Origin of the sequence: Paracidovorax citrulli (genome assembly GCF_900100305.1) — a bacterium.
Classification (GTDB): domain Bacteria; phylum Pseudomonadota; class Gammaproteobacteria; order Burkholderiales; family Burkholderiaceae_C; genus Paracidovorax; species Paracidovorax citrulli.
The window spans coordinates 36814-58936 of the sequence record NZ_FNEY01000031.1 but is presented as its reverse complement, the minus strand read 5'-3'; the positions used below and the strand labels follow the sequence as shown (position 1 = coordinate 58936).

General features: G+C 68.6%; 20 protein-coding genes and 1 tRNA gene. 14 read left to right on the top strand and 7 right to left on the bottom strand.

What is annotated here, in order from left to right:
• The 4 genes from BLR99_RS18310 to BLR99_RS18305 form a co-directional block, all read left to right on the top strand.
• On the top strand, positions 1–307 hold a 307-nt coding region (locus BLR99_RS18310; RefSeq protein WP_139160177.1), incomplete at its 5' end, for an integrase core domain-containing protein.
• Between the two features lie 85 nt (positions 308–392).
• Positions 393–635 (top strand): hypothetical protein, encoded by a 243-nt coding sequence (locus BLR99_RS22765; RefSeq protein ID WP_011793578.1) that lies wholly within the window; start codon positions 393–395, stop codon positions 633–635.
• Positions 632–853 (top strand): hypothetical protein, encoded by a 222-nt coding sequence (locus BLR99_RS22760; RefSeq protein WP_133246147.1) that lies wholly within the window; start codon positions 632–634, stop codon positions 851–853. The genes BLR99_RS22765 and BLR99_RS22760 overlap by 4 nt, the downstream gene beginning before the upstream one ends.
• A 319-nt stretch (positions 854–1172) precedes the next feature.
• A complete protein-coding gene (locus BLR99_RS18305) occupies positions 1173–1367 on the top strand; it encodes a YqaE/Pmp3 family membrane protein (protein ID WP_011793577.1) in 195 nt (64 codons plus the stop codon).
• A 685-nt stretch (positions 1368–2052) separates the two neighbouring features.
• On the opposite strand, the gene BLR99_RS18300 is transcribed toward BLR99_RS18305, so the two are convergent.
• From BLR99_RS18300 to BLR99_RS18285, 3 genes are all read right to left on the bottom strand, one after another.
• Entirely contained in the window at positions 2053–2847 is a 795-nt protein-coding gene (locus BLR99_RS18300; protein ID WP_017438102.1) for a replication protein RepA, read from the bottom strand.
• Between the two features lie 851 nt (positions 2848–3698).
• A tRNA-Arg gene (locus BLR99_RS18290) sits at positions 3699–3774 on the bottom strand.
• Positions 3775–3802: 28 nt separating this feature from the next.
• Positions 3803–4495 carry a TetR family transcriptional regulator gene (locus tag BLR99_RS18285; protein WP_011793574.1) on the bottom strand — a complete coding sequence of 231 codons (693 nt, stop codon included), beginning with the start codon at positions 4493–4495 and terminating at the stop codon, positions 3803–3805.
• A gap of 196 nt (positions 4496–4691) precedes the next feature.
• Here BLR99_RS18285 and BLR99_RS18280 point away from each other — a divergent pair, with 196 nt between their 5' ends.
• From BLR99_RS18280 to BLR99_RS18260, 5 genes are all read left to right on the top strand, one after another.
• Complete coding sequence (locus tag BLR99_RS18280; protein WP_011793573.1) at positions 4692–5996, top strand: efflux RND transporter periplasmic adaptor subunit; 1305 nt, start codon at positions 4692–4694, stop codon at positions 5994–5996.
• Between the two features lie 24 nt (positions 5997–6020).
• Positions 6021–9179, top strand: coding sequence for an efflux RND transporter permease subunit (locus tag BLR99_RS18275; protein WP_017439084.1), 3159 nt, complete (start codon positions 6021–6023; stop codon positions 9177–9179).
• Positions 9180–9210: 31 nt separating this feature from the next.
• Entirely contained in the window at positions 9211–10689 is a 1479-nt protein-coding gene (locus BLR99_RS18270; RefSeq protein ID WP_046060443.1) for an efflux transporter outer membrane subunit, read from the top strand.
• 354 nt (positions 10690–11043) lie between these two features.
• Positions 11044–12102: a Kelch repeat-containing protein gene (locus BLR99_RS18265; RefSeq protein WP_017439376.1), complete on the top strand. Its 1059-nt coding sequence runs from the start codon at positions 11044–11046 to the stop codon at positions 12100–12102.
• Between the two features lie 165 nt (positions 12103–12267).
• Positions 12268–13167, top strand: a complete 900-nt coding sequence (locus BLR99_RS18260) for a c-type cytochrome (protein WP_046060312.1) — start codon at positions 12268–12270, stop codon at positions 13165–13167.
• A gap of 74 nt (positions 13168–13241) precedes the next feature.
• Here the strand turns inward: BLR99_RS18260 and BLR99_RS18255 are convergent, their stop codons facing one another.
• Genes BLR99_RS18255 through BLR99_RS18245 form a run of 3 tightly spaced genes read right to left on the bottom strand, consistent with a single transcriptional unit; the run spans position 13242 to position 15336 of the window.
• Positions 13242–13790, bottom strand: a complete 549-nt coding sequence (locus tag BLR99_RS18255; RefSeq protein ID WP_011793568.1) for a DUF2946 family protein — start codon at positions 13788–13790, stop codon at positions 13242–13244.
• 10 nt (positions 13791–13800) lie between these two features.
• Complete coding sequence (locus tag BLR99_RS18250; RefSeq protein WP_046060311.1) at positions 13801–14865, bottom strand: YheT family hydrolase; 1065 nt, start codon at positions 14863–14865, stop codon at positions 13801–13803.
• 21 nt (positions 14866–14886) lie between these two features.
• The gene (locus BLR99_RS18245; protein WP_011793566.1) at positions 14887–15336 is read right to left on the bottom strand and encodes a YybH family protein; all 450 of its coding nucleotides are present in this window, start codon (positions 15334–15336) and stop codon (positions 14887–14889) included.
• Between the two features lie 224 nt (positions 15337–15560).
• On the opposite strand from BLR99_RS18245, the gene BLR99_RS18240 reads away from it, so the two are divergent.
• The 5 genes from BLR99_RS18240 (at position 15561) to BLR99_RS22305 (ending at position 21345) form a co-directional block, all read left to right on the top strand.
• Positions 15561–16181, top strand: coding sequence for a LemA family protein (locus BLR99_RS18240; protein ID WP_017438408.1), 621 nt, complete (start codon positions 15561–15563; stop codon positions 16179–16181).
• Positions 16182–16193: 12 nt separating this feature from the next.
• Positions 16194–17135 carry a TPM domain-containing protein gene (locus tag BLR99_RS18235; protein WP_011793564.1) on the top strand — a complete coding sequence of 314 codons (942 nt, stop codon included), beginning with the start codon at positions 16194–16196 and terminating at the stop codon, positions 17133–17135.
• A 56-nt stretch (positions 17136–17191) separates the two neighbouring features.
• Positions 17192–17764: a TPM domain-containing protein gene (locus BLR99_RS18230; protein ID WP_017440192.1), complete on the top strand. Its 573-nt coding sequence runs from the start codon at positions 17192–17194 to the stop codon at positions 17762–17764.
• Positions 17765–17897: 133 nt separating this feature from the next.
• Positions 17898–19544, top strand: a complete 1647-nt coding sequence (locus BLR99_RS18225) for an NEL-type E3 ubiquitin ligase domain-containing protein (RefSeq protein WP_082081971.1) — start codon at positions 17898–17900, stop codon at positions 19542–19544.
• A gap of 223 nt (positions 19545–19767) precedes the next feature.
• Complete coding sequence (locus BLR99_RS22305; protein WP_170838062.1) at positions 19768–21345, top strand: NEL-type E3 ubiquitin ligase domain-containing protein; 1578 nt, start codon at positions 19768–19770, stop codon at positions 21343–21345.
• On the opposite strand, the gene pdeM is transcribed toward BLR99_RS22305, so the two are convergent.
• Complete coding sequence (gene pdeM, locus BLR99_RS18210) at positions 21346–22122, bottom strand: ligase-associated DNA damage response endonuclease PdeM (protein WP_046060308.1); 777 nt, start codon at positions 22120–22122, stop codon at positions 21346–21348.
• Position 22123: the final 1 nt, after the last annotated feature.

Genomic DNA, 22123 nt, shown 5'->3' with positions numbered 1-22123 from the left:
CGGCGGCTTCGACGATCTGGACCAGGCACGCCAGTGGGCCAGCGGCTTCGTGCATTGGTACAACTGCGAGCACCGCCACAGCGCGATCGGCTACGTCACGCCGACGCAGCGCCATGCCGGGCAGGACCAGGCCATCCTGCAGGCTCGCCATCACCTTTACACCCAGGCCCGACAGCGCAACCCCGCGCGCTGGTCGGGCAGCACCCGCAACTGGGCGCCGGTCCAATCGGTCACGCTCAACCCTGAGCGCGACGGCATCTCCAATGCCGCGGCGACCGCATCGAATACGCAGCCTCGGGCTGCTTGATCGACGCGACAACTACCTTGACATGCTCCGACTCCGAGGACTAGCTGATCCAACCACTCTGCAATCAACGCTAAGGAGGTAGAACATGGCGAAGACGAATGCACCGCTCAATGGTGTTTTTCAACCATCGACAATGGAATTGCTACGCGCGTACGCGCTGTTCACGGAGGAAGTGGATGACCTCCATACGACTCTGGACTATCTGGCCGAAAGTCTCGTACTTGCTCATCTGGAAGAGCACGAACGTTTCCAGGATTGGATTGCAAGCCGTCAGAAGATTGCTGTAGTTGACCGTTGGCTAAAACGCATGGGAGAGGGTTTCATATGAAATCGCTGCTGGATCGAATTGGCCGTGAACGGGCGCATGCGCTCATGACGGAAGCCACGCACCGGGCTATTGCCAAGGCCCATGCACATGGGCTTGCGGTGACTATCAACACCGATGGCGAATTGCGCCGAATCGAGCCAGGCGACCGTACTCCCGGCATGACGACGCAGGACGACGCACAGAAGCCCCCCGGGGAACATGGTGACAGGAGCAACTGACCAGGTGCGCGTGACTGTCACCAAATCCCCCTGTCGTTGGTCAGATAGTTTTTTATCAGACCAATTGATGCTTTTTTATCTGATCAACCGATAAATTTTCATCAAGCCACTTGAAGGAGGAAAAATGCGCTTGTTGATTGCTTGGGCACACCCGCACCGGAAGGCACGTAGAACATGGTGACAGCAGCAGCTGACCAGGTACGCGTGACTGTCACCAAATCCCCTGTCGTTGGTCAGATAGTTTTTTATCAGACCAATTGATGCCTTTTTATCTGATCAACCGATAAATTTTCACCAGACCAAATCGAAAGAGAAAAACATGCGCTTGCTGATTGCTTTGATCCTCCCTTGGCTGACGTTCTTCACCATCGGACGCCCTATCGCCGGCATCATTTGCCTGATCCTCCAAATCACCTTGATCGGCTGGCTCCCGGCGACGATCTGGGCGGTGTACGCCTTGAGTCAGTACAAGACCGACAAGAAGATCGAGAAAGCGCTTTCTCAACGAGGGTAAGCGCTGATCTGCGGGAGCGCTCCAAAGCGTTCAGATGGACAAAGGGCATGCCTCGGGCATGCCCTTTGTCCTTGGGGCCCATGTAGGCCCGTCATGCGGCAATGGAAAAGGGCTACCGATCTTTCTCCCGCCCAAGGGGGGCGGCGGTCCATCGGCGAATCACTCGCCCCCCTCTGGGAGCCTCGATAGCAAAGGACGGGAGCCGGCTTCCGCAGCGGCACTCACGGCCGTAAGCCGACGTTCTGCATAGCACTGCCTGGCGCCGCCAGCCGATTTTTCCACTTCGCGTCGCCCCTACTACCGGCCAATATTTAGAGGAAATTCTTTAGAGGCATAACTACCGGGTTAGGGGGAGGCCAATTTCACGAACGAGAGGGGTCTGATTTCACGTGGATAACTGCCTTTGCAGGGGTCCGATTTCACCCTGTAGGGGGGGCCGATTTCACGTGGATACGTGCCGCCATCCACAGGGTTTTGCACCGTGCTCGATGGCGACATCTCGCTGACCTGGTCACGCCAATCTGTCGCCAATGCCAAGTGGGTTCCAGTGGGAATCGATAGGGGTCCGATTTCACGCACGTGGTGACACGATCGAGTTGGCCAGCTCGATGGGGTGTCACCACGGCAACCAGAGCGGCGAGGAAGCGGCCAGTGAGAGCGTTGACCCGGCATCACCAGGACGGTCCTACGACGTGAGCTTCTTGGGGATAGGGGGCGGCGATCCGAGCAACCGCAACCCGCCCTTCACCTGCTTGACATTGGCGGCCGGATAGACGGCCAGCACCTTGCATAAAGCAGGGACAAACTTCTTCTTGAAGTCCTTGTCGGCGTTCTTGCCTTTGTACTCTTGTGCGAACTGATCGCGTAACGAATGCCAATGCAGCATGACTGCCTTGCCCTCGATGCGGTGCAATCGATGGGCCAGCCAGCAATACACATCCAGGGCCAGCGCCGAACCTTTCAGCGCGTGCAGGGCGCGGTTATCGAGCGGCACGGCACTATCACGCAGCTCGTTGAAATAGTGCTCTGAGAGCGTCATGACGCCTGGCCATAGCGGCCTCTGCTTGCTCTCGCAGTTGGACACCCAGGCGTCGAACTGCTCGACGGGCTGACCGTTGAATGTGCGGCCCTTGAACCCGAGCTGCAAACGGCACGCGGCCAAGGCGTGCATTTGCTTGCGCAAGGTGAGATAGCGCCGCCCGTCCTTGTCCATGTCCATCAGGCGCAGGAAACCGGCCGCGCTATCGCCGATGGGAATTTCGCGCGTGCCATGGCGCACGGCGTAGGTCGAGACCCAGGCCAGGGCAAGGCGCGGCATCGGGCCGTAGGGGATGGGCTGCTGTACAGGCCCCCTTCCCTCGTCCAGCCATCCGGCTTGCACATTCACCCAGGCTGCGCCGGACTGGCGCATGAACTCGCGCCCTTCGACCTTCGCGCGGGGCAAGCCGACCTGGCAGAGCACGGAGTGGGTGAAAGCCATGTCCTCACCGGAGGGTGGCCTGTTTGCGATCTCGACGGCTCGCAAAAGGAGCTTCTCATGACCAGGAGGGCATGCTGTGGCCTTTTTCTCAGTCCGAGCTGCCACCTCTGCGTTTTTTTGACGAAGCCAAGCCAGTGAATCGCCAGTCGTGGATATCCGGCGCGGTTTAACCGCGCTTGTGGTTGCGCCCTCCACCGCTCAAGCGTTCGGTTGAGTTGCTGCCGTCGGCGCCAAGCGTTGTCTGGCGAGTTGCTCGCTTTTGGTAGGGCGACCCCGCCTGCGCTTGCGGGTAGCTTCCGTCCGGTTTGGGAGTTGCGCCAATGCCATTGGCACGCCAAGCGTCACAGGCGCTACAAATAGAGCCAGCCACGCGTCAACGTCAGGCCGCCGCCAAAGAAGGCGCTTCGTTCCTGGCAACCGACAAATAGGGGGAAGAGAAGCGGGTTTGCGGGACGCATCGCTACGGATGCTGGCCGGCGACTTGTGAAGGACAGCCGCGAGTTGTTCAACGGAGAGCAGGTGTTCCACGGAAGGACCCCAAAAGGGGCCGCGACCAGGCTTCGTCGCGGCAACCCGATCTCCCGCATAGATCGGAACCTTCACCGCTCTCGGCTGGGGTGCATTCAATTGCTTGCCTGCACGATGTTGCGTAGCCTTTGCGCAACTGTGGGCAATCCTATCAAACGCTGCACAGCAATGCCATCACCAAGTGGCTGCGACGAGGATCAGGGGGCTTGAGGCGTTGCGCCGCTGGCACAATTTTGGCACACCTGCAATGCAAAAATGTGCCAGAAAATGCTCAGCACTGCAACGCAGTGCATCAGCTAAGTGATTGATTTCACTGGAAATTCTGGTGCGGCTGGCGGGGATCGAACCCACGACCCTTGGCTTCGGAGGCCAATACTCTATCCACTGAGCTACAGCCGCATGCGGGCCCTTGCGGCCCGGACCGGGATTATGGCACGGCGTTGCGGCGCGGCTGGCAAATCTTCCAGGGGATGCCCGCGGAAAGCGGATCGAAACCGGCCGACACGTCGAAGCCCAGGCCGCGCAGGTAGGCATCCACGGTCGCGCGGCCGGTCTCCGCCAGGCCGAAGGTCGCGCCTCCCAGCATCCAGACCTGCATCAGGCCATCGAACAGCGCCTGCAGCCCTACGGCCGCCACGTCCGCCGAGGACGGCAGTTCCACGCCCTGGTCGTTCGCCGCGAGGGCCAGTTCGGCGGCGAACTGCCGGCGGAACTCCAGGCTGGCCTCGACATGGCGGTCCCGCACGACGGACAGCTCGCCCACGTACTCCACGCGGAACATCGCGATCTCGAACACACGGCGCACGGATTCGTCTTTCTCCAGACTGCGCAGCACGAAATCGATCACGGCCCGCAGGCGATGCAGCGGGGACATGCGGTTGTGCCCCGCGCACTCGTCGCTCGCGCACTCCAGCGGCAGCGTCACACGCTCCATCATGGCGTTGAACAGGTCCACCTTGTCCTTGAAATGCCAATAGATGGCGCCGCGCGTGGCGCCGGCGGCCTGGGCGATGTCGTTCAGGGAGGCGTTTGAAACCCCCTTCTGATAGAAAACGTGTTCTGCAGCATCCAACAGGCTGTTGCGGGTGGCGACCGCATCTTCCTTGGTACGTCGGGCCATGTGGGGTGTCTCCTTGATCTGCAGGGGCCGGGCGGCAGGCAGGCATTGCGGCCGCGCCTCCGCACCCGGCATTCCACAATTATACATTCATGTTTGTATGTATAATGCCCGCGAATTCAAGGGCTGCCGCATGGTTTTGACGTTGCTCAAGGTCCTGCGACAGCCTTTTCCCCTGCGCCGATCCGGAAGGACTTCCATGTACCGCTTGAGTGTCGAAACCGCCGTCTCCGCCGCCCCGCTCCGCCGCACAGCGCGGTCGGGGCTTTTCTGCCTGGCCCTGCTCGCAGCCGCCACTCTGGCGGCCTGCGGCAAGTCCGGCGGGTCCGACCAGCAGGGCCAGGGCGGCACCCCTCCGCCACCGCAGGTGGGCGTGGTGACCGTCTCGCCGGGGGACGTGGGCCTGGTGACGGAGCTTCCGGGCCGCCTGGAAGCATCGCGGGTGGCCCAGGTCCGCGCCCGAGCGGCCGGCATCCTGCAAAAGCGGCTCTTCACGGAAGGCAGCGACGTCAAGGCGGGCCAGCGCCTGTTCGCGATCGACGACGCGCCCTACCGCGCCTCGCTGGAAAGCGCCCAGGCGAGCGTCGCCCAGGCCGAAGCCAATGTGGCCCAGGCCCGGGCCCTGGCCGAGCGCTACAAGCCACTGGTGGCCGTGAATGCCGTGAGCCGGCAGGAGTACGACAACGCGGTCGCGTCCCAGAAGACGGCCGAGGCCAACCTGGCGGCAGCGCGTGCATCCGTCACCACGGCCCGCATCAACCTGGGCTACGCGGCCGTGACGGCGCCCATCTCCGGCCGCATCGGCCGTGCGCTCGTCACCGAGGGCGCGCTGGTGGGCCAGGGCGAGGCCACGCAGCTCGCGGTGATCCAGCAGATCGATCCGCTCTACGTCAACTTCACCCAGTCCGCCTCCGACGCCCTGAAGCTCAAGGCCGGCCTCGCGAGCGGCAAGTACAAGCAGGCTGCAAAGGGCGCCGCCTCGGTCAGCGTGGTCATGGAAGACGGCAGCGTGCATCCGCAGACGGGCAAGCTGCTGTTCACCGACCTGTCGGTGGATCCCACCAGCGGCCAGGTCACGCTGCGCGCCGAAGTGCCCAATCCCGAACGGCAGCTGCTGCCCGGCCTGTACGTGCGCGTGCGCCTGGAGCAGGCCCAGGTGGACAACGGTGTCCTGCTGCCCCAGCAGGCCGTGACGCGCTCCGCCAGGGGCGATACCGTCATGGTCGTGGGCCCGGACAACCACCTGGCGCCGCGCCCCGTGAAGCTCGGCCCGGCCCAGGGCACCAACTGGGTCGTGCTGGATGGCCTGAAGGCCGGCGAGAAGGTCATGGTGGACGGCTTCCAGAAGCTGCCCCGCGGCAAGCCCGGCGACCCGATCGTGGTGCAGCCCGTGCCCTGGCAGCCCGCCGGTGCCGCCCCCGCGGGCGGCGCATCGGCGCCCGCCGCCGGAGCTTCCGCCGCACAGGCTCCCGCCTCCAGCGCCTCCGCCCCCGCGAAGCAGTAACCCCCAGAACACGGAGCGCGGCACATGGCCAAGTTCTTCATCGAACGGCCCATCTTCGCATGGGTCATCACGATCTTCATCATGGTGATGGGGGGCCTCTCCATCACCAAACTGCCGATTGCGCAGTACCCGGCCGTGGCGCCGCCGACCATCCAGGTATCGGTGGCCTACCCCGGCGCCAACGCCCAGACGCTGGAGGACAGCGTGCTCGCCGTCATCGAGCGCGAGATGAACGGCGCCACCGGCCTGGCCTACGTCGAGACCACCAGCCAGGCCAACGGCACGGGCTCGATCACGCTGAGTTTCGAGCCCGGCACCAACGCCGACCTGGCGCAGGTGGACGTGCAGAACCGCCTCTCGCGCGCCACGCCGCGGCTGCCCGCCGCGGTGACGCAGCAGGGCGTACGCGTGGAGCAGTCGCGCTCGAACTTCCTGATGTTCGCCATGCTCACGACGGAAAACCCCGACGTGAGCATCGAGGCGCTGAACGACTACGCGGCGCGCAACGTGGTGCCCGAGCTGCAGCGCGTGTCCGGCGTGGGCACGCTCACGCAGTTCGGCGCCGAGCGCGCGATGCGCGTCTGGGTGGATCCGGCCAAGCTCAAGGGCTTCAACCTGTCGCTCGACCAGGTGAACGCCGCGATCCGCGCGCAGAACGTGCAGGTGTCGGCCGGCAACCTGGGCGACCTGCCCGCCGAGCAGGGCCAGCCCGTCTCGGCCACCATCGTCGTCAAGGGGCAACTCAACAATGCCGAGCAGTTCGGCAACGTGGTGCTGCGCGCCAACACCGACGGCTCCACCGTGCGACTGAAGGACGTGGCCCGCATCGAGCTGGGCTCGCAGAGCTACAGCACCAGCGCGCGCCTGAACGGCAAGCAGGCCGTGGGCCTGGGCGTGCAGCCCACGCCGTCGGCGAACGCCCTGGCCACCGCCAAGGCGGTGCGCGCCAAGCTGGAGGAACTCAAGAAGTTCTTCCCGCAGGGCGTGAACTACGTGGTGCCCTACGACACGTCGAAGTTCGTCTCGGTCTCGATCGAGAAGGTGGTGCACACGCTGATCGAGGCCGTGGTGCTGGTGTTCATCGTGATGTTCCTGTTCCTGCAGAACTTCCGCTACACCATCATCCCGACCATCGTGGTGCCCGTGGCCCTGCTAGGCACGTTCGGCGCACTGCTGGCGATGGGTTTCTCGATCAACGTGCTGACCATGTTCGGCATGGTGCTGGTGATCGGCATCGTGGTGGACGACGCCATCGTGGTGGTGGAGAACGTCGAGCGGATCATGGCCGAGGAAGGCCTGCCGCCGCTGCAGGCCACGCGCAAGGCCATGGGCCAGATCTCCGGCGCCGTGATCGGCGTGACCGTGGTGCTGATCTCGGTGTTCGTGCCGCTGGCGTTCTTCGCCGGCTCCACCGGCAACATCTACCGCCAGTTCGCGGCGACGATGGCCACTTCGATCGCGTTCTCCGCCTTCCTTGCGCTGTCGCTCACGCCCGCGCTGTGCGCCACGCTGCTCAAGCCGATCGACCCGGAGCACCATGCCGACAAGAAGGGCTTCTTCGGCTGGTTCAACCGCTCGTTCAAGAGCACCACGCACCGCTACGAGAGCTGGATGGGCAAGCTGCTGCGACGCGGCGGCCGCATGATGATCATCTATGCCGTGCTGCTGGGCGCCGTGGCGCTGGTGTACACGCGCCTGCCGACCTCGTTCCTGCCGAACGAAGACCAGGGCTACATCATCACCAACATCCAGTTGCCGGCCGGCGCCGCGCAATCGCGCACGAGCGACGTGCTGCACCAGGTCGAGGACTACATGCTGAAGCAGCCGGAGGTCGAGAACATCGTCACCGTGGCGGGCTTCTCCTTCTCCGGCCAGGGGCAGAACGCGGGCCTGGCGTTCGTCGTCCTCAAGGACTGGAGCGAGCGCTCGGGCGCCGAGCATTCGGCGGCGGCGATCTCGGGCAGGGCCTTCATGGCGCTGTCCGGCATCCGCGACGCCTTCATCTTCGCGCTCAGCCCGCCGCCCATTCCCGAACTGGGCACCGGAACCGGCTTCAGTTTCCGGCTGCAGGACCGTGCCGCGCAGGGCCATGACGCCCTGGTGGGCGCCCGCAACCAGCTGCTGGGCATGGCGTCGCAGAGCAAGGTGCTCTCGGGCGTGCGCCCCGACGGCATGGAAGACGCGCCGCAGATGCAGATCGACATCGACCGCGACAAGGCCAACGCGCTGGGCGTGGGCTTCGACAGCATCGGCAGCGCGCTGTCCACGGCGCTGGGCTCGGCCTACATCAACGACTTCCCGAACCAGGGCCGCCTGCAGCGCGTGGTGGTGCAGGCCGATGCCGCGGCGCGCATGCGCCCCGAGTCGGTGCTCGACCTGCCGGTGCTGAACAACCAGGGCCAGACGGTGCCGATGTCCGCCTTCGCATCGACCCGCTGGATCACGGGCGCCATGCAGACCGTGCGCTACAACGGCTACCCGGCGATGAAGATCGCCGGCGACGCCGCGCCGGGCTTCACCACGGGCGATGCGATGGCCGAGATGGAAAAGCTCGCCGGGCAACTGCCTCCGGGCTTCGGCTTCGAGTGGACGGGCCAGTCGCGCGAGGAAAAACTCGCGGGCTCGCAGGCGACGGTGCTGTACGCGTTCTCGCTGCTGGCGGTGTTCCTCTGCCTGGCGGCGCTGTACGAGAGCTGGTCGATCCCGTTCTCGGTGATGCTGGTGGTGCCGCTCGGCGTGCTGGGCGTGCTGCTCGCGACGCTGATGCGCGGCATGTCCAACGACGTGTACTTCCAGATCGGGCTGGTGACCATCATCGGGCTCTCGGCGAAGAACGCCATCCTGATCGTGGAGTTCGCCAAGGACCTGCAGGCCGAGGGCAGGAGCGTGCTGGAAGCGGCGCTGGAAGCCGCCCACCTGCGCTTCCGCCCCATCGTGATGACCTCGCTGGCCTTCACCCTGGGCGTGGTGCCGCTGTTCATCGCATCGGGCGCGAGCTCGGCGAGCCAGCGCGCCATCGGCACCGGCGTGATCGGCGGGATGATCACCGGCACCGTGCTGGCCGTGATCTTCGTGCCCGTGTTCTTCGTGCTGGTGCGTTCCTTCTTCAAGGGCAGCAAGCGCCAGCACGACCACGAGGCACGCCAGGCGCAGGCCCACCGGCATGCCACGGATGGGGAATAGGCCCGACCAAGAACGGCAGGAGAAGAACACCATGCAAGCACCCTCCCGCGCACGCCTCGGCGCGCGCCCCCTGCTCTGCGCAGCCGCCGCCGCGGCGCTGCTCGCCGGCTGCAGCTTCATCCCCACCTACGAACGCCCGGCGGCGCCGGTGCCCCAGGCCTACCCGGCCGCCGGCGCCGCCGCGGCGCCGCCCGGCGCACGGGCCGCGGCGGACATCGACTGGCGCGAGTATTTCGCCGATCCGCGGCTGCAGCGCCTGATCGCGCTGGCGCTGGAGAACAACCGCGACCTGCGCGTGGCCGCGCTCAACATCGAGCAGGCCCGTGCGCAGTTCCAGATCCAGCGCGCGGGGCAGTTCCCCACGGTGAACGCCGCGGTGAACGCATCGCGCCAGCCGAGCGCCACCACGGGCAGCTACGTCAACAACTACCAGGTGGGACTGGCGGTCTCTGCCTGGGAAATCGACTTCTTCGGCCGCATCGCGGCGCTCAAGGAGCAGGCCCTGGCGCAGTATTTCGCGACCGAGGAGGCCCGCCGCGCCACGCAGATCAGCCTGGTCGCCGCCGTGGCGTCGGGCTGGTTCAACCTGCTCGCAGACGAGGAACTGCTCGACATATCGCGCCGCACCCTGCAGACGCGCGACGAATCCGTGCAGCTCACCAGGCTGCGGCTCGAGAACGGCGTGAGCTCCGAACTCGATTACAGCCAGGCCCAGGGCCTGGCCCAGGCCGCGCGCGCCACCTTCGCGCAGCAGCAGCGCCAGCGCCTGCAGGACGAGAACGCGCTCGCTTTGCTGCTGGGCCAGCCGCTGCCGCAGGAGATCGCCGCCACGCTCGATGCGCGCACGCGCCTGGCCGACGCACCCGCCATGCCGTCGCTGCCCGCCGGCCTGCCTTCGGACCTGCTGGTACGCCGCCCCGACATCCGCCAGGCGGAGCAGCAGCTCGTGGCTGCCAACGCCAACATCGGCGCGGCCCGGGCCGCGTTCTTTCCGCGCATCTCGCTCACGGCCAGCGCCGGCACCGTCAGCAACGAACTGTCGGGTCTGTTCAAGGGCGGCTCCTGGGCCTTTTCGCTGGCACCGCAACTGGCGCTGCCGATCTTCGACGGCGGTCGCAACCAGGCCACGCTGGATTCCGCACGCGTGGGCCGCGACATCGCCGTGGCTCAGTACGAAAAATCGATCCAGACGGCCTTCCGCGAAGTGTCGGACGCGCTGGCGGGACAGGCCACGCTGGGCGAGCAGTTCGCGGCGCAGCGCGCACAGGCCGCGGCCGATGCCAAGCGCTTCGAGTTGTCCGACCTGCGCTACCGCAACGGCGTGGCGAGCTACCTCGACCTGCTGGACGCACAGCGCTCGCTGTTCACCTCCGAGCAACTGGTGGTGCAGACGCGGCTGCTGCAGCTGCAGAACCAGGTCGCACTCTACAAAGTGCTCGGCGGCGGCTGGACGGCAGCCCAGGAGCCCCCGGCGACGGGCGGCGGCGCCACCGCAGCGCCGCACTCCTGAGCCGGCCTTCCGCTCTTTTCCAGGCGCACTCGGGCGCCTTTTTCCGGTGCACCGGGTCTGCCTGCCGAAGCCATGCCCGGCACCTCCAACGGATGCGAATGCACTGCATGCCGGGCAGCCACTTGCAGCTTTCACGCGCGCCGTTACCGTCCTTCTCCCAACCACATCGGAAAAGCAGGGAGAAAGCCAGCCATGCCCACGCCATCGTCCCCCACTTCCGGCCACCCGGCTTCCGCCGCGCAGCGGACGAACCCCTGGCAGGTATCGCGCCGCAGGAGCCTTGTCGGGCTGGCCTGCGCGCTCGCGGCGTGCACTGCCGCAGCGGGACCGAAGCCTGGCCCCCAGGATGACGGGGTGTGGACGCGGCTGTCCAGCGAAGGCGCTCCGTCCGCGCGCAGCGCACCGGTTGCGGCAGCACTCCGGGGGTCCATCTACCTTTTCGGCGGCGTGAAGGACGACTTCCGCGCCGGCACCAACGATTTCCTCAACGACCTGCACCGCTACGACGTGCACGCCAACCGCTGGACAAGTCTGGTCCCCGCGGGCGATGCGCCTTCGCCCCGCGCCTTCACCGGCGGCGTAGCCATGCCGCACCGGGGATGGGTCGTGGTATTCGGCGGGGCCCGCTACTCCGCCGACCTGTCGGACTTCACGCCGCTGGGCGACGTCTGGGCCTACGACACCCGGGCCGGGCGCTGGGAAGCACTGTCGGGCGTGGCGCCCGGCGGTGCTCCGGCCCCCAGCCCGCGGGCGTGGCCCACGGTCTGGCGCGCGGGCGACCAGCTCTACGTGTTCGGCGGCGTGGAGGCGGGGTTGCGCACGCTCAACGACCTGTGGCGGTTCGATGTGTCCACGCGTACCTGGACGCAGCTCTCGCCCCATGGCGCGCCGGGCTCTCCCCCGCCCCGCTATTCGGGCGCGGTGACCGGCGAACCCTGGCGCGGGCAGATTGCACTCTACGGCGGCGAGGCCACCACCGGCCAGGGCGGCTTCGTCTTCCTGCGGGACACCTGGACGTTCGACCTGCGGACCCTGGCCTGGCGGCAGGCCACCCCCGCCCCGGGGGAGGATGTCGATCCGCCCCAGAACCACGGCGCGGACGCGCTGCTCGGCAACGGCCTGCTGATCGCCGGGGGGGACCAGCCGGGGGGCGCCACCGGCTGCGGCGCCCAGTTCAACCAGAACCCGACCAACGCATTGTGGCGCCTGGACCTGAACACGGCCGCATGGCGGCACCTCGCGCCGCAGGGCGACGTTTTCCCGCGCATCAAGCGCACCAGCGCGGCCACGGTGATGGGCGAGATGTACGTGTTCTCGGGCTTCGGGTTCAATTGCGAGGCCGGCAGCGGCGGCCAGGCCTGGAACACCGACGTGTGGCGCTACACGCCGCCGTACCGGTATTGGGGCCATTGACAGGGCGCGCGCGGGCCCGGAATCCGCGGGGGCACGTCCGGGTGCGTGCTCCTTGACCCATCGCAAGGGTGTTGCGGCTGGCCGTTTTCCCTAACGGCCGGCCCGGGAGGCGCTTCCTATAATCGTCCGCTGGTTCCGCCAGACATACCCACAGAGGTCCCCCTCATGAGCGACACCCCCCACGAAGAAGCGCATACCGGCCCGATCAAGACCCCCCGCCAGCTGCTCTGGACGGTATTCGTCTGCTTCGTGGTGCCGGTCTTCGCCATCATCGGCCTCGTGATCTACGTCACCTCGGGCAACAAGCCGGCCCAGGGCTCGGGCAACCCGGAGCGTGCCCTGGCCGAGCGCATCCAGAAGGTGGGCATGGTGGAGGTACGCGACGCCAACCGGCCGCTGCGCAGCGGCGAGGAAGTCTTCAAGGGGCAGTGCGCCGCCTGCCACGCCACGGGCGCCGCCGGCGCACCGAAGTTAGGCGACGCCGCCGCCTGGGGCCCGCGGATCCAGACGGGCTTCGAGGCACTGGTGCATTCCGCGCTGGCCGGCAAGGGTGCCATGGCGCCCCAGGGCGGCGGCGACTTCAACGACACCGAGATCGCTCGCGGCGTGGCCTACATGGCGAACGCGGCCGGCGCCAAGTTCACCGAACCGGCAGCCCCCGCTGCCGGCAGTGCGTCCGCTCCCGCCGAGGCCCAGGCCGCGGCGGCGGGCGCATCCGGCGCCCCGGCCCCGGCGGCTCCCGCAGCGCCGGTCATGGCTGCAGCGCCACAGGCTCCTGCGGCCCCGGCCCCGGCCGCAGCCACGGCACCGGCCGCCGCGGTGGCCGCCGGTGCGGGCGAATCGCTCTACAAACAGGCCTGCCAGGTGTGCCATGCGGCCGGCGTGGCGGGTGCGCCCAAGTTCGGCGACAAGGCCGCCTGGGCCGAGCGGCTGAAGGACGGGATCGACGGCATGACGCGCATCGCCATCGCCGGCAAGGGCGCCATGCCCCCGCGCGGCGGCACCCAGGCGTCGGACGCGGAAATCCGCGCTGCCGTGGAATACATGGCCAACGCCGTCAAGTAGCCGGCGCCCGGTGTTCCGTCTGCGGTGAAAGCCGGTCCTCGCGACCGGCTTTTTCCTGGCCCCTCCGGCCGGGGTCAGTCCCGCAGTTCCGACGGACGCTGTACGTAGCCGTAGCGCCGGGGCAGCTCGTCCGCGCGCACGTCTGCAGGCGTCCAGAGCCCCTGCTCCACCGCACGGGCAGCCAGTTCCATGTCGAGCGTGTGCACGAGGCCGAGCACCCGGCCGTCGAACAGGTAGAGCCGCCCGGACTCGTCGAGCAGGCACTCCTGCACGGCCGAGCGCAGTCCGGTGTGCGCCACGATGGAGAAGCCGGCTTCACCGCTGCCTTCCGCCCCCGCCTCGACACGCCACACCACGGGTGTGGCCTCCAGCTCCACGTACACCCGCTGCGGTCCGTTCTGGAAGAACCAGCGGCCCCGGGCATCGGGCTCGTAATTGCGATGGATGAAATCGATCAGCTTGTCATGCTGCAGCACGGCGCCGCGCGCCTGGGGGAAGGAACCCTGCGCCTGCACGGCGTCGTCCCGCATGAACCAGCGCCCGCGCGCGTCCAGGCCCAGCCAGCCATAGCAATCGGGTACGTTGGGCCACTTGGCGATGGCCTGCCTGACGATGTCATCCATGGGGCCGATCCTAGCCCGCCGCGGCTTCCGATGGCGTAGGCGCGTGCCCCGGCGGATGTGCGGCCGGAAGCCCCGCCTGCCGGGCCAGCCACCCGGCGACGGCTTCGGGCATGGCCCGGACATGGCCGGGCAGGCGACCGAACGCGAAACCCACGTGCCCGCCATGCGGCGGCTGCCAGAGCGTCACGTGGGTGCCGGCCTGCCCGGGCCGGGGCAGGCTGTCCGCCGGAACGAAGGGATCGTTGAGCGCATTCACGGCCAGCGCCGGAATGCGCACGGCCCCCAGCAGGGGTTGGGCGGATGCGCGGCGCCAGTAGTCGTCCGCATCGCGGAAGCCGTGCAGGGGCGCGGTGAACAGGTCGTCGAAGGCGTGCAGGTCGCGCACCGTGCGCAGGGCATCGCGGTCGAAGAGGCCGGGGTGCTGGCGCCACTTGGCCAGGGCCTTGGGCACCATGGTGCGCAGGAACATGCGCGTATAGACGAGCCGGTTGAAGCCCTGTCCGATGGCCCGGCCGCCCGCGGCCAGGTCGAGCGGGGAGCAGACGGCCGCCACGGCATCGGCGCTGCGCGCGGCCGGCAGCCCCTGCTCGCCCGCCCAGCGCAGCAGCGCGTTGCCGCCGAGCGACACTCCGGCCACGAGCAGGGGCGCGCGGGGGCCGGCCGGCGCGCCGCCGGGCCGCTGCCGCTGCGCCATGCGCCGCAGGATCCAGTCGATTTCCTCGTGGTCGCCCGAGTGGTAGGCGCGCGGCGCGAGGTTGATCTCGCCGCTGCATCCCCGGAAGTGCGGCACGGCATAGTCCCACCCGCGCGCGCGCGCCACATCGGCGAACGCTTCGGCATAGTGGCTGCGCGACGAGCCCTCCAGCCCGTGGAAGAGCACCAGCAGCGGCCGCGGCGGCTCCGGCGCCGCGGCGGGCGCGTCCAGGAAGTCCACGTCCACGAAATCGCCGTCCGGAGCGGTCCAGCGCTCCCGCCGGTAGGCTGGCGCGCCTCCCTCGGCGCGGCGCGATGCCAGCGCGGGCCAGATGGTCTGCAGGTGGCCTCCGGGAAGCCACCGGGGCGCGACATAGTCCATGCCGGGGGCGCTCCGGGCCGGTCAGTGCAGCACCGGCGGCACCGGGCCGGCCACGGCCTCGTGGACGGTGCCCGGGCTGGCGTGGTGGGCGACCAGCCGCCAGCCCTGGGGGGTCTTGTGATAGACGTTGGTGGACTGCACCAGCGCCTCGCGCACGCCGCCTTCCATCCGCACCTCGACATGCTCGACCACGCTGTGCACGGCGCTGGCCAGGGCCTGAACGCGGTGGACCTGCGCGGGGCGGGCGCGCAGTCCGCCGTGCTCGAACATGGCGGTGAAGGCGGCCCGGATGGCGCCCGCGCCCAGCAGGCGCGGCCCGCCGGGGTTGACGCAGACGATGTCGTCCTCTTCCGCCCAGCAGGCCATCAGGCGGTCGATGTCGCCCGCCTGCAGCGCCTCATAGAACGCGGCCTCGGTTTCGTCGGCGGAGCCGCCCACCAGGGCGGCGCGGTAGGGAGTGCGTGTGCTCATCGTGGAGTGTCCTGGCATCGGGGCCCCGGCGGGGCCGGATCGGGAAGTGCGCCATTGTCGGAAATTCGGCCGCACCGCGCATCCTGCCCGTCGAGCGGCCGCTCTGCCACATGCGCCGCCCGCTGACGGGTCAGGCCCGGCGCCTGCGGCAGAATGACACGTCGCCGGAGCGGCCAGGGCACGTCGCCCCAACGTTCGCAATCCCCGCCCGGCGCCTGCACACCATGAAACGCCTCATCGCCACCCTCGCCGCCGCGCTGGCCCTCTCGGGCTGCGGCTACAACGACTTCCAGCGCCTGGACGAGCAGAGCAAGGCCGCCTGGAGCGAAGTGCTCAACCAGTACCAGCGCCGCGCCGACCTCGTGCCCAACATCGTCGCCACCGTCAAGGGCGAGGCCGCGTTCGAGCAGGACACGCTCACCAAGGTGGTGGAGGCACGCGCCAAGGCGACCTCGATCCAGGTGACGCCCGAGACGCTGAACAACCCCGAGGCGTTCAACAAGTTCCAGCAGGCGCAGGGCGAGCTCTCGTCCGCGCTCTCGCGCCTGATGGTGGTGGCCGAGCGCTATCCCCAGCTGCAGGCCAACCAGGCGTTCCGCGACCTGCGCGTGACGCTCGAAGGCACCGAGAACCGCATCACCGTGGCGCGCAACCGCTACATCCAGACCGTGCAGGAATACAACGTGCTCGCGCGCAGTTTTCCGACCAACCTGACGGCCAAGGTATTCAGCTACGAGCCCAAGCCGAGCTTCACGGTGCAGAACGAGGCGCAGATCAGCACGCCGCCGGCGGTGGACTTCTCCCGTCCCGCACCGGCCGCTCCCGGCGCGCCCGCGTCCCGCTGAAGCCCCTCGCGCATGCCCGCCATCACCGCGCCGCTCCGCACCCTGCTGGCCCTGCTGTGCATCGTGCTCGGGCTGGCGTTCGCGCTGCCGGCGCGGGCACTGCGCGCGGTGCCGCCGCTCTCGGCCCACCTGATCGACGAGACCGGCACGCTCAGCGCCGCGGAGCGCGAGCGGCTGGAGGCCCGCCTGGCAGGCATCGAACAGCGCCAGGGCACGCAGATCGCGGTGTTCATGGTGGCGTCCACGGCGCCGGAGGACATCGCCGCATTCGCCAACCGCGTGGCCAATACCTGGAAGATCGGCCGCAGGGACGTCGGCGACGGCGTGCTCGTCGTGGTCGCGAAGGACGACCGGAGGATGCGGATCGAGGTGGCCAAGGCGCTGGAGGGGGCGATTCCCGACATCGCCGCCGCACGCATCATCGACGGCGCCATGAAGCCCCGCTTCCGCGAAGGCGACTTCGCAGGCGGGATCGACGCCGCGCTCGGGCAGCTCAGCGCGCGCATCGCAGGAGAGAACCTGCCGGCGCCCACGGGCACTACCCAGGCGGCCCGCGCCGAACGCGGCGTGGACTGGAACGATCTCGCGATCTTCCTGTTCTTCGGGGTGATGGTCGGCGGCCCGGTGGTCCGCCGCCTTTTCGGCAACCGGGCGGGCGGGTTGCTCATGGGCGGCGCAGCGGGCCTCATCGCCTTCCTGTTCACGACCAGCGTGCTGCTGGCCGTCGGGGCGGGTGCCGTGGCGCTGCTCTATACATGGCTCTTCGGCGGACGCGGCGTGGCGGCCGGCCGCGGCGGCGGATTGCGGGACGGGTTCTCCACGGGCCTGGGTACCGGCATCGGCATGGGCGGCTGGAGCGGTGGCTCGGGCGGAGGCAGCAGCGGCGACAGCGGTGGCTTCAGTTCGGGCGGCGGTGGCGACTTCGGCGGCGGCGGTGCGTCGGGCGACTGGTAGGCCTTTCCGTCCCAGCCCCCTTCTTTCCCATCAACCTCCAGGACCGGATCCGCTCCATGCCCTCCACCTCCCGCCTCCCTGCACCGACGCCCCCTCCGGGATTGCCGGCCCGGATCGCGCGGTTGCTGCGCCATCGCTGGGCAGAAGGCGGCCTGCACCGCGCGCTGCCGCCCGATCTGCTCGAACGCCTGGCGCGCCGCGTGGCCGCCAGCGAGGCGCGGCATACGGGGCAGATACGCATTTGCGCCGAAGGCGGGCTGCCCGCAAGCTACCTGTGGCGCGGAGCATCTGCGCGCGAGCGTGCCGTCACGCTCTTCGGCAAGCTGCGCGTGTGGGACACGGAGCACAACAACGGGGTGCTCATCTACCTGCTGCTGGCCGAGCATGCGATCGAGATCGTGGCCGACCGTGCCCTCGCGCGGACCGTGCCGCCCGCGGCCTGGCACGAGATGGTTGCCCGCATGGGCGAAGCCTTCCGCTCCGGACACTACGAGGACGGCCTCACGCAGGCCCTGGAGGAAGTGTCGGCATTGCTGGCGGAGCATTTCCCGGCAGGCCGGGGGCCCCGCAGGGCCAATGAGCTGCCCGACATGCCGGTGCTGGGAAGCGGTGCGCCGGACGGGCCTTGAACGGCCCCCTGCCCCGCCCCCCCCTTCGGTTCGCGAATCGACCATCTGCTGCGCATGGACGCAGGACATGCCGCGCCGGCCGCGCGAGCATGGCGCCATCGCCCGTGCCAGCACGGCAGGACCTCACGTTCCCATGCAGCCTCCCACCCGCCCCCCAGGCCAGGCGAGCCCCCGCGCGCGCAGCCCCCGACATGACAGCGACACCGATGCGTCGCCGACGCGGCGCGTGAGAGCGCGCACCACGCAAGCCGGTTCCAGCCTGGCTGGACGGCTGCCGGCCCGCCAGGGCGCTGCTGCCCCCTCGGTGGAAGCGGGCCCTTCCAGCCGGCAGCCCCGCACCGCCGTGCCGCCGCCACGCGCGCCGGCCCCCACGCAGCCTTCCGGCAGTGCCGGCGCCAGCACCAGCACAGGGGCGGGCGGCGCTCCCCAGGCCACGCCCGCACGGACCGACGCAGCGCCGCAGGCCGCCGAATCCCTGCGCCAGGAACTTGCGGCCTTGGGCATCCAGGGGCCGCCGAGCCGGGCGCAATTCGTTCCCCTGGTCATGGCGGCCGTGGCGCGCCCGGATCTCGAGCCACGCATCCACCAGGCGGCGGCAGCCCTTCTCGCCCACCAGGAAGGCACCGGGCACGATGTCGGGGAAGCATTGCGCTCGCTCTGGCTTTTCCTGCAGCTGGGCAGCCCTGCCGCAGCCCGCGTGATCGAACGCATTCTGGTCCCGGGAGGCGCGCCCGAAGCCGGCCGCGCACCGTCCTCGGACAGCGAAGCCACCGGATCCGACGAGGACGACAGGGGCCTCGAAGGAGACCTGGCGCACCTGGGCGCACCGCTGGGCAGCCAGTTCCAGGCCTGGCTGGGCGATGCGGCCCGCACCTCCGCGGTGGATCTCCATGCCTTCGATGAGGAAGAAGCCTCCCCGGCTTTCGCCCGGATGCTCGAACGCCTGCACCAGGAAGCTTTGCCCGAACTCTCTGCCACCGCACGGCGCGAGATGGAAGCCCAGGTGAAGGTCGCGTTCGCTGCGATGGCCCAGGATGCGGAATTGCGCAACGAGGTGTTCCTGATTGCGCAGACCGCCCTCGGCAGTTGCCAGGACAACGTTCTGGAGGGTTTCTCCAAGGTGATGCTGGCGGTGCGGAAACTTCAGTTGGTGATGGCCGCGCGCCGCGGCCTGCTGAATGAAGCGAAACTCCACCAGTGGACCAGCCAGCAATTCCGGCTGGCCCTGCTGGAAACCGCCGTGGGCCACCTCATCAGCGAGATGCTGCAGCGCACCGACATGCCCTCATGGGAGAGGGACAAATTGCGCAGGGATCCCCTGGAGACGCTGGCCCATGCCAAGTCCGCGCTCAGGCGGGCCCTGGAACTCCCGAAGGACACCGTGCAGCACCTGACGAGCGTGGAAATGAGCGTGCTCGGCCCGGAACACCTCGAGGCACTGAAGGCCCGGGTTCAGCAGCAGGCGGCGGATCCACAGGCCTACCGCGCATTCATCCTGCAGCACGACACCTGGCGCACCTGCATGCAGGTGCTGCATCCCGAAATCTTCCAGCCGCTGGAGGCGGCCCGGGACGCCGACCCCTTCCACGAACTGGACATTCCCCAGGACTCCGAAAGCCCTGCCGCTTACGCCTATGCCGAGGCGGGTCGCCAGGTCTATGAACGTTGGCAGGCGTCGGTGCAGCATGCGCTGGAAACCCTTGCCGACCATGCCTGGCCCGTACCGCCGCAGCCCGGGCCCCAGGCCCCGGGCCCATCGGCCGGTGGGGGCAACGCCTGACCACTGTCTTTTGCCAATAACCCCCGGAATTCGCCCCATGAGCCCTCTGCGCCTCTCCAACAGGACGCGATCACGTGAACCCAGCCCTCCAGCCGATGCGCAGGCACGGCAGGTAAGGCCGCGAACCGCAGGCACCGGAGCATGCCCGTCGGCATCCGTAGCCGTCACTCCAGGTGCGGGGCCGTCTGCACGGCCCCAGCGGCCCGCGGCGACGCTGCACGCCATGGCGCCCCGCGCCCGCCTTCCGCTACCGGACCTGAACGCCGAGCCTGCGCATCCAGTGCCGCTGCCGGACCTGAACGCCGAGCCTGCGCAGCCAACGCTGCTGCCAGACCTGAACGCCGAGCCTGCGCCTCCAGCGCCGCTACCGGACCTGAACGCCGAGCCTGCGCATCCAGCGCCGCTACCGGACCTGAACGCCGAGCCTGCGCAGCCAACGCTGCTGCCGGACCTCAATGCCGTGCCAGCATTGCCCGTGCCGGCCGATGTCGAGATGCCGCTGGTCCCCGATCTGCTTCTCCTTCCGTATGCCGATCCGGCAGAGTTCGATATCCAGGGCGAGCCGGTGCCTGCCCACGTGTTCAGACTTCTGGACCAATTGGGACAGCACCCGGACCAGGCGCCGCGCATGCTGAGCGCGGCGTTCGACCTGCTGGCGGACATCGGCCCGGACCCGGAACTGCGTGAAGGCCTGGAGGAGCGGCATGAACGGGAAGCGGGGCGCAACCCCCGCCTGGCGGCGTTGATCTGGCAACTGATCCATCAAGTGAACAGGATGGAGGTCGAAGACGAAGAGGGGTCGGAAGGCGAACCCGAGGAGGTGGATGCGCCAGCAGCGCTGGCCCTCGATCTGGCAGTCCAGCAACACCCGCTGGGGGTGGAAATGGCCCGTTGGACGCACGGTGGCGGAGAAGCTCCACGGGACCTGGAGCTGGGGCGCTTCGATGACGAAACCCATGCTCCGGCTTTCGCCCGCCTCCTGGGGCGCCTGCGAGAGGCCCATGCACAAGAGGGATCCTCCGCGGCGGCGGCACAGCGGGCCGAGCAGGTCACTTCCGTGATCAACGCGATCTGCGCGAGCTCCACATTGCGCGAGCAGGTCTTTCTGATCGCACAGACCGCCCTGGGCAGCTGCCACGACAACGTGCTGGAGGGCTTCTCCAAAGTCCTGTTGGCCGTGCGGGACCACCGGATGGTGGATGACATCCGCGCAGGGCGGGTGGATGCCCCGCAGTTCCATCGCTGGGCCGGGCAGCAACTGCGCCTGGCGCTGCTGGAAAAGGAAGTCACTTGGTTCATCCACCGGCAGTTGCAGCGCCTGGACCTGGAAGACTCGCACCGCATGGACCTGGAGAGGGAGCCCCTGGAATACCTGTTGCGGGCCAAGCAGGCGTTAGGACCCCGCCTCGACCTTCCGGAGGGTGCGTTTTTCGACGTGGTCGGACGGTCAACCAGCCTGCTTACCCCCCGGACCCTGAGCGCCATGGAGCAGGCCGTGCTCCGGCAAGCCCGCGATCCAGCCGTGCATCGTGAATTCCTCATGGGCCACTCCACGTGGCGCGCCGGCATGCAGGCCCTGCATCCGCGGGAGTTCCAGGAGCACTTCCGCCTGCGTGATGCGGATCCGTTCTTCGATGCGGACATTCCGGAAGACCTGGAGGGGCAAGCCGACTATGCCGCACGCGCCCGGCAGGTGGAAGCGCACTGGCGTCGGCGGGAGGACCAGCTGCTGCTCCGGTTGGCGGGCATCAGTCCACCGCCAAGCCCGCCTCCGGGAGGGCCTGCGCCACGGCAGGCATGATCATGCCCGAAGCGATGCGTTGGTGGCAGCGCTCGGGACAGGCCATACCCGCCCACCGCCCACCGCAAACAGTCGCCGGCCGGCCATCGGCGCCAGTACCTGTCCGCCCGTGAACTCACCGAAGGCCGGCAGCAGGGTGGAGCCGGCATCGGAGCCTTCTGCGGCGTCCACCACGAAGCACGGCAGCCGGAGCGCATCGCGGCCCGGCCCCCGCAGCACCATGGCGGGATGCACATGGCCGGCGAGCACGTGCAGCGCGGCATGCCGCTGCGGATGGTGGCAGCAGGCGAACGGCCCGAGCGGCCAGGGCTCGTCCACGATCGCGATGCCCAGCTCCGCGGGCGGATCGCCCGCGTGGCTGTCGTGGTTGCCGCGCACCAGCACCACCTCCAGCGCCGCATGCATCGCACGCCAGGCCGCGAGCGATGCCAGCACGGTGGGCGAGCGGGCCTCCGCCGCGTGCAGGAAGTCGCCCAGCACCACGAGCCGCTGCGCGCCCTGTTCCGCCACGAGCGCGGAAAGCCGTGCGAGGTTGTCGCGCGTGGTCCCGGAGGGCACGGGCAGCCCGCGCGCGCGGAACGTGTCGGCCTTGCCCAGGTGCACGTCGGCGACGAAGAGCGTGCGCCCACCGGGCCACCAGAGGGCATGGCCGGCGAGCAGCCGCACTTCGGTGCCGGCGAGGTGAACGGTGGCGGAGGCGCCTGTCAATTGAAGGGGTCCATGCACGACGATGAGGGATGCGCCATTGTCCCGGACCGGCCGGCCGGGTGCCGGCATG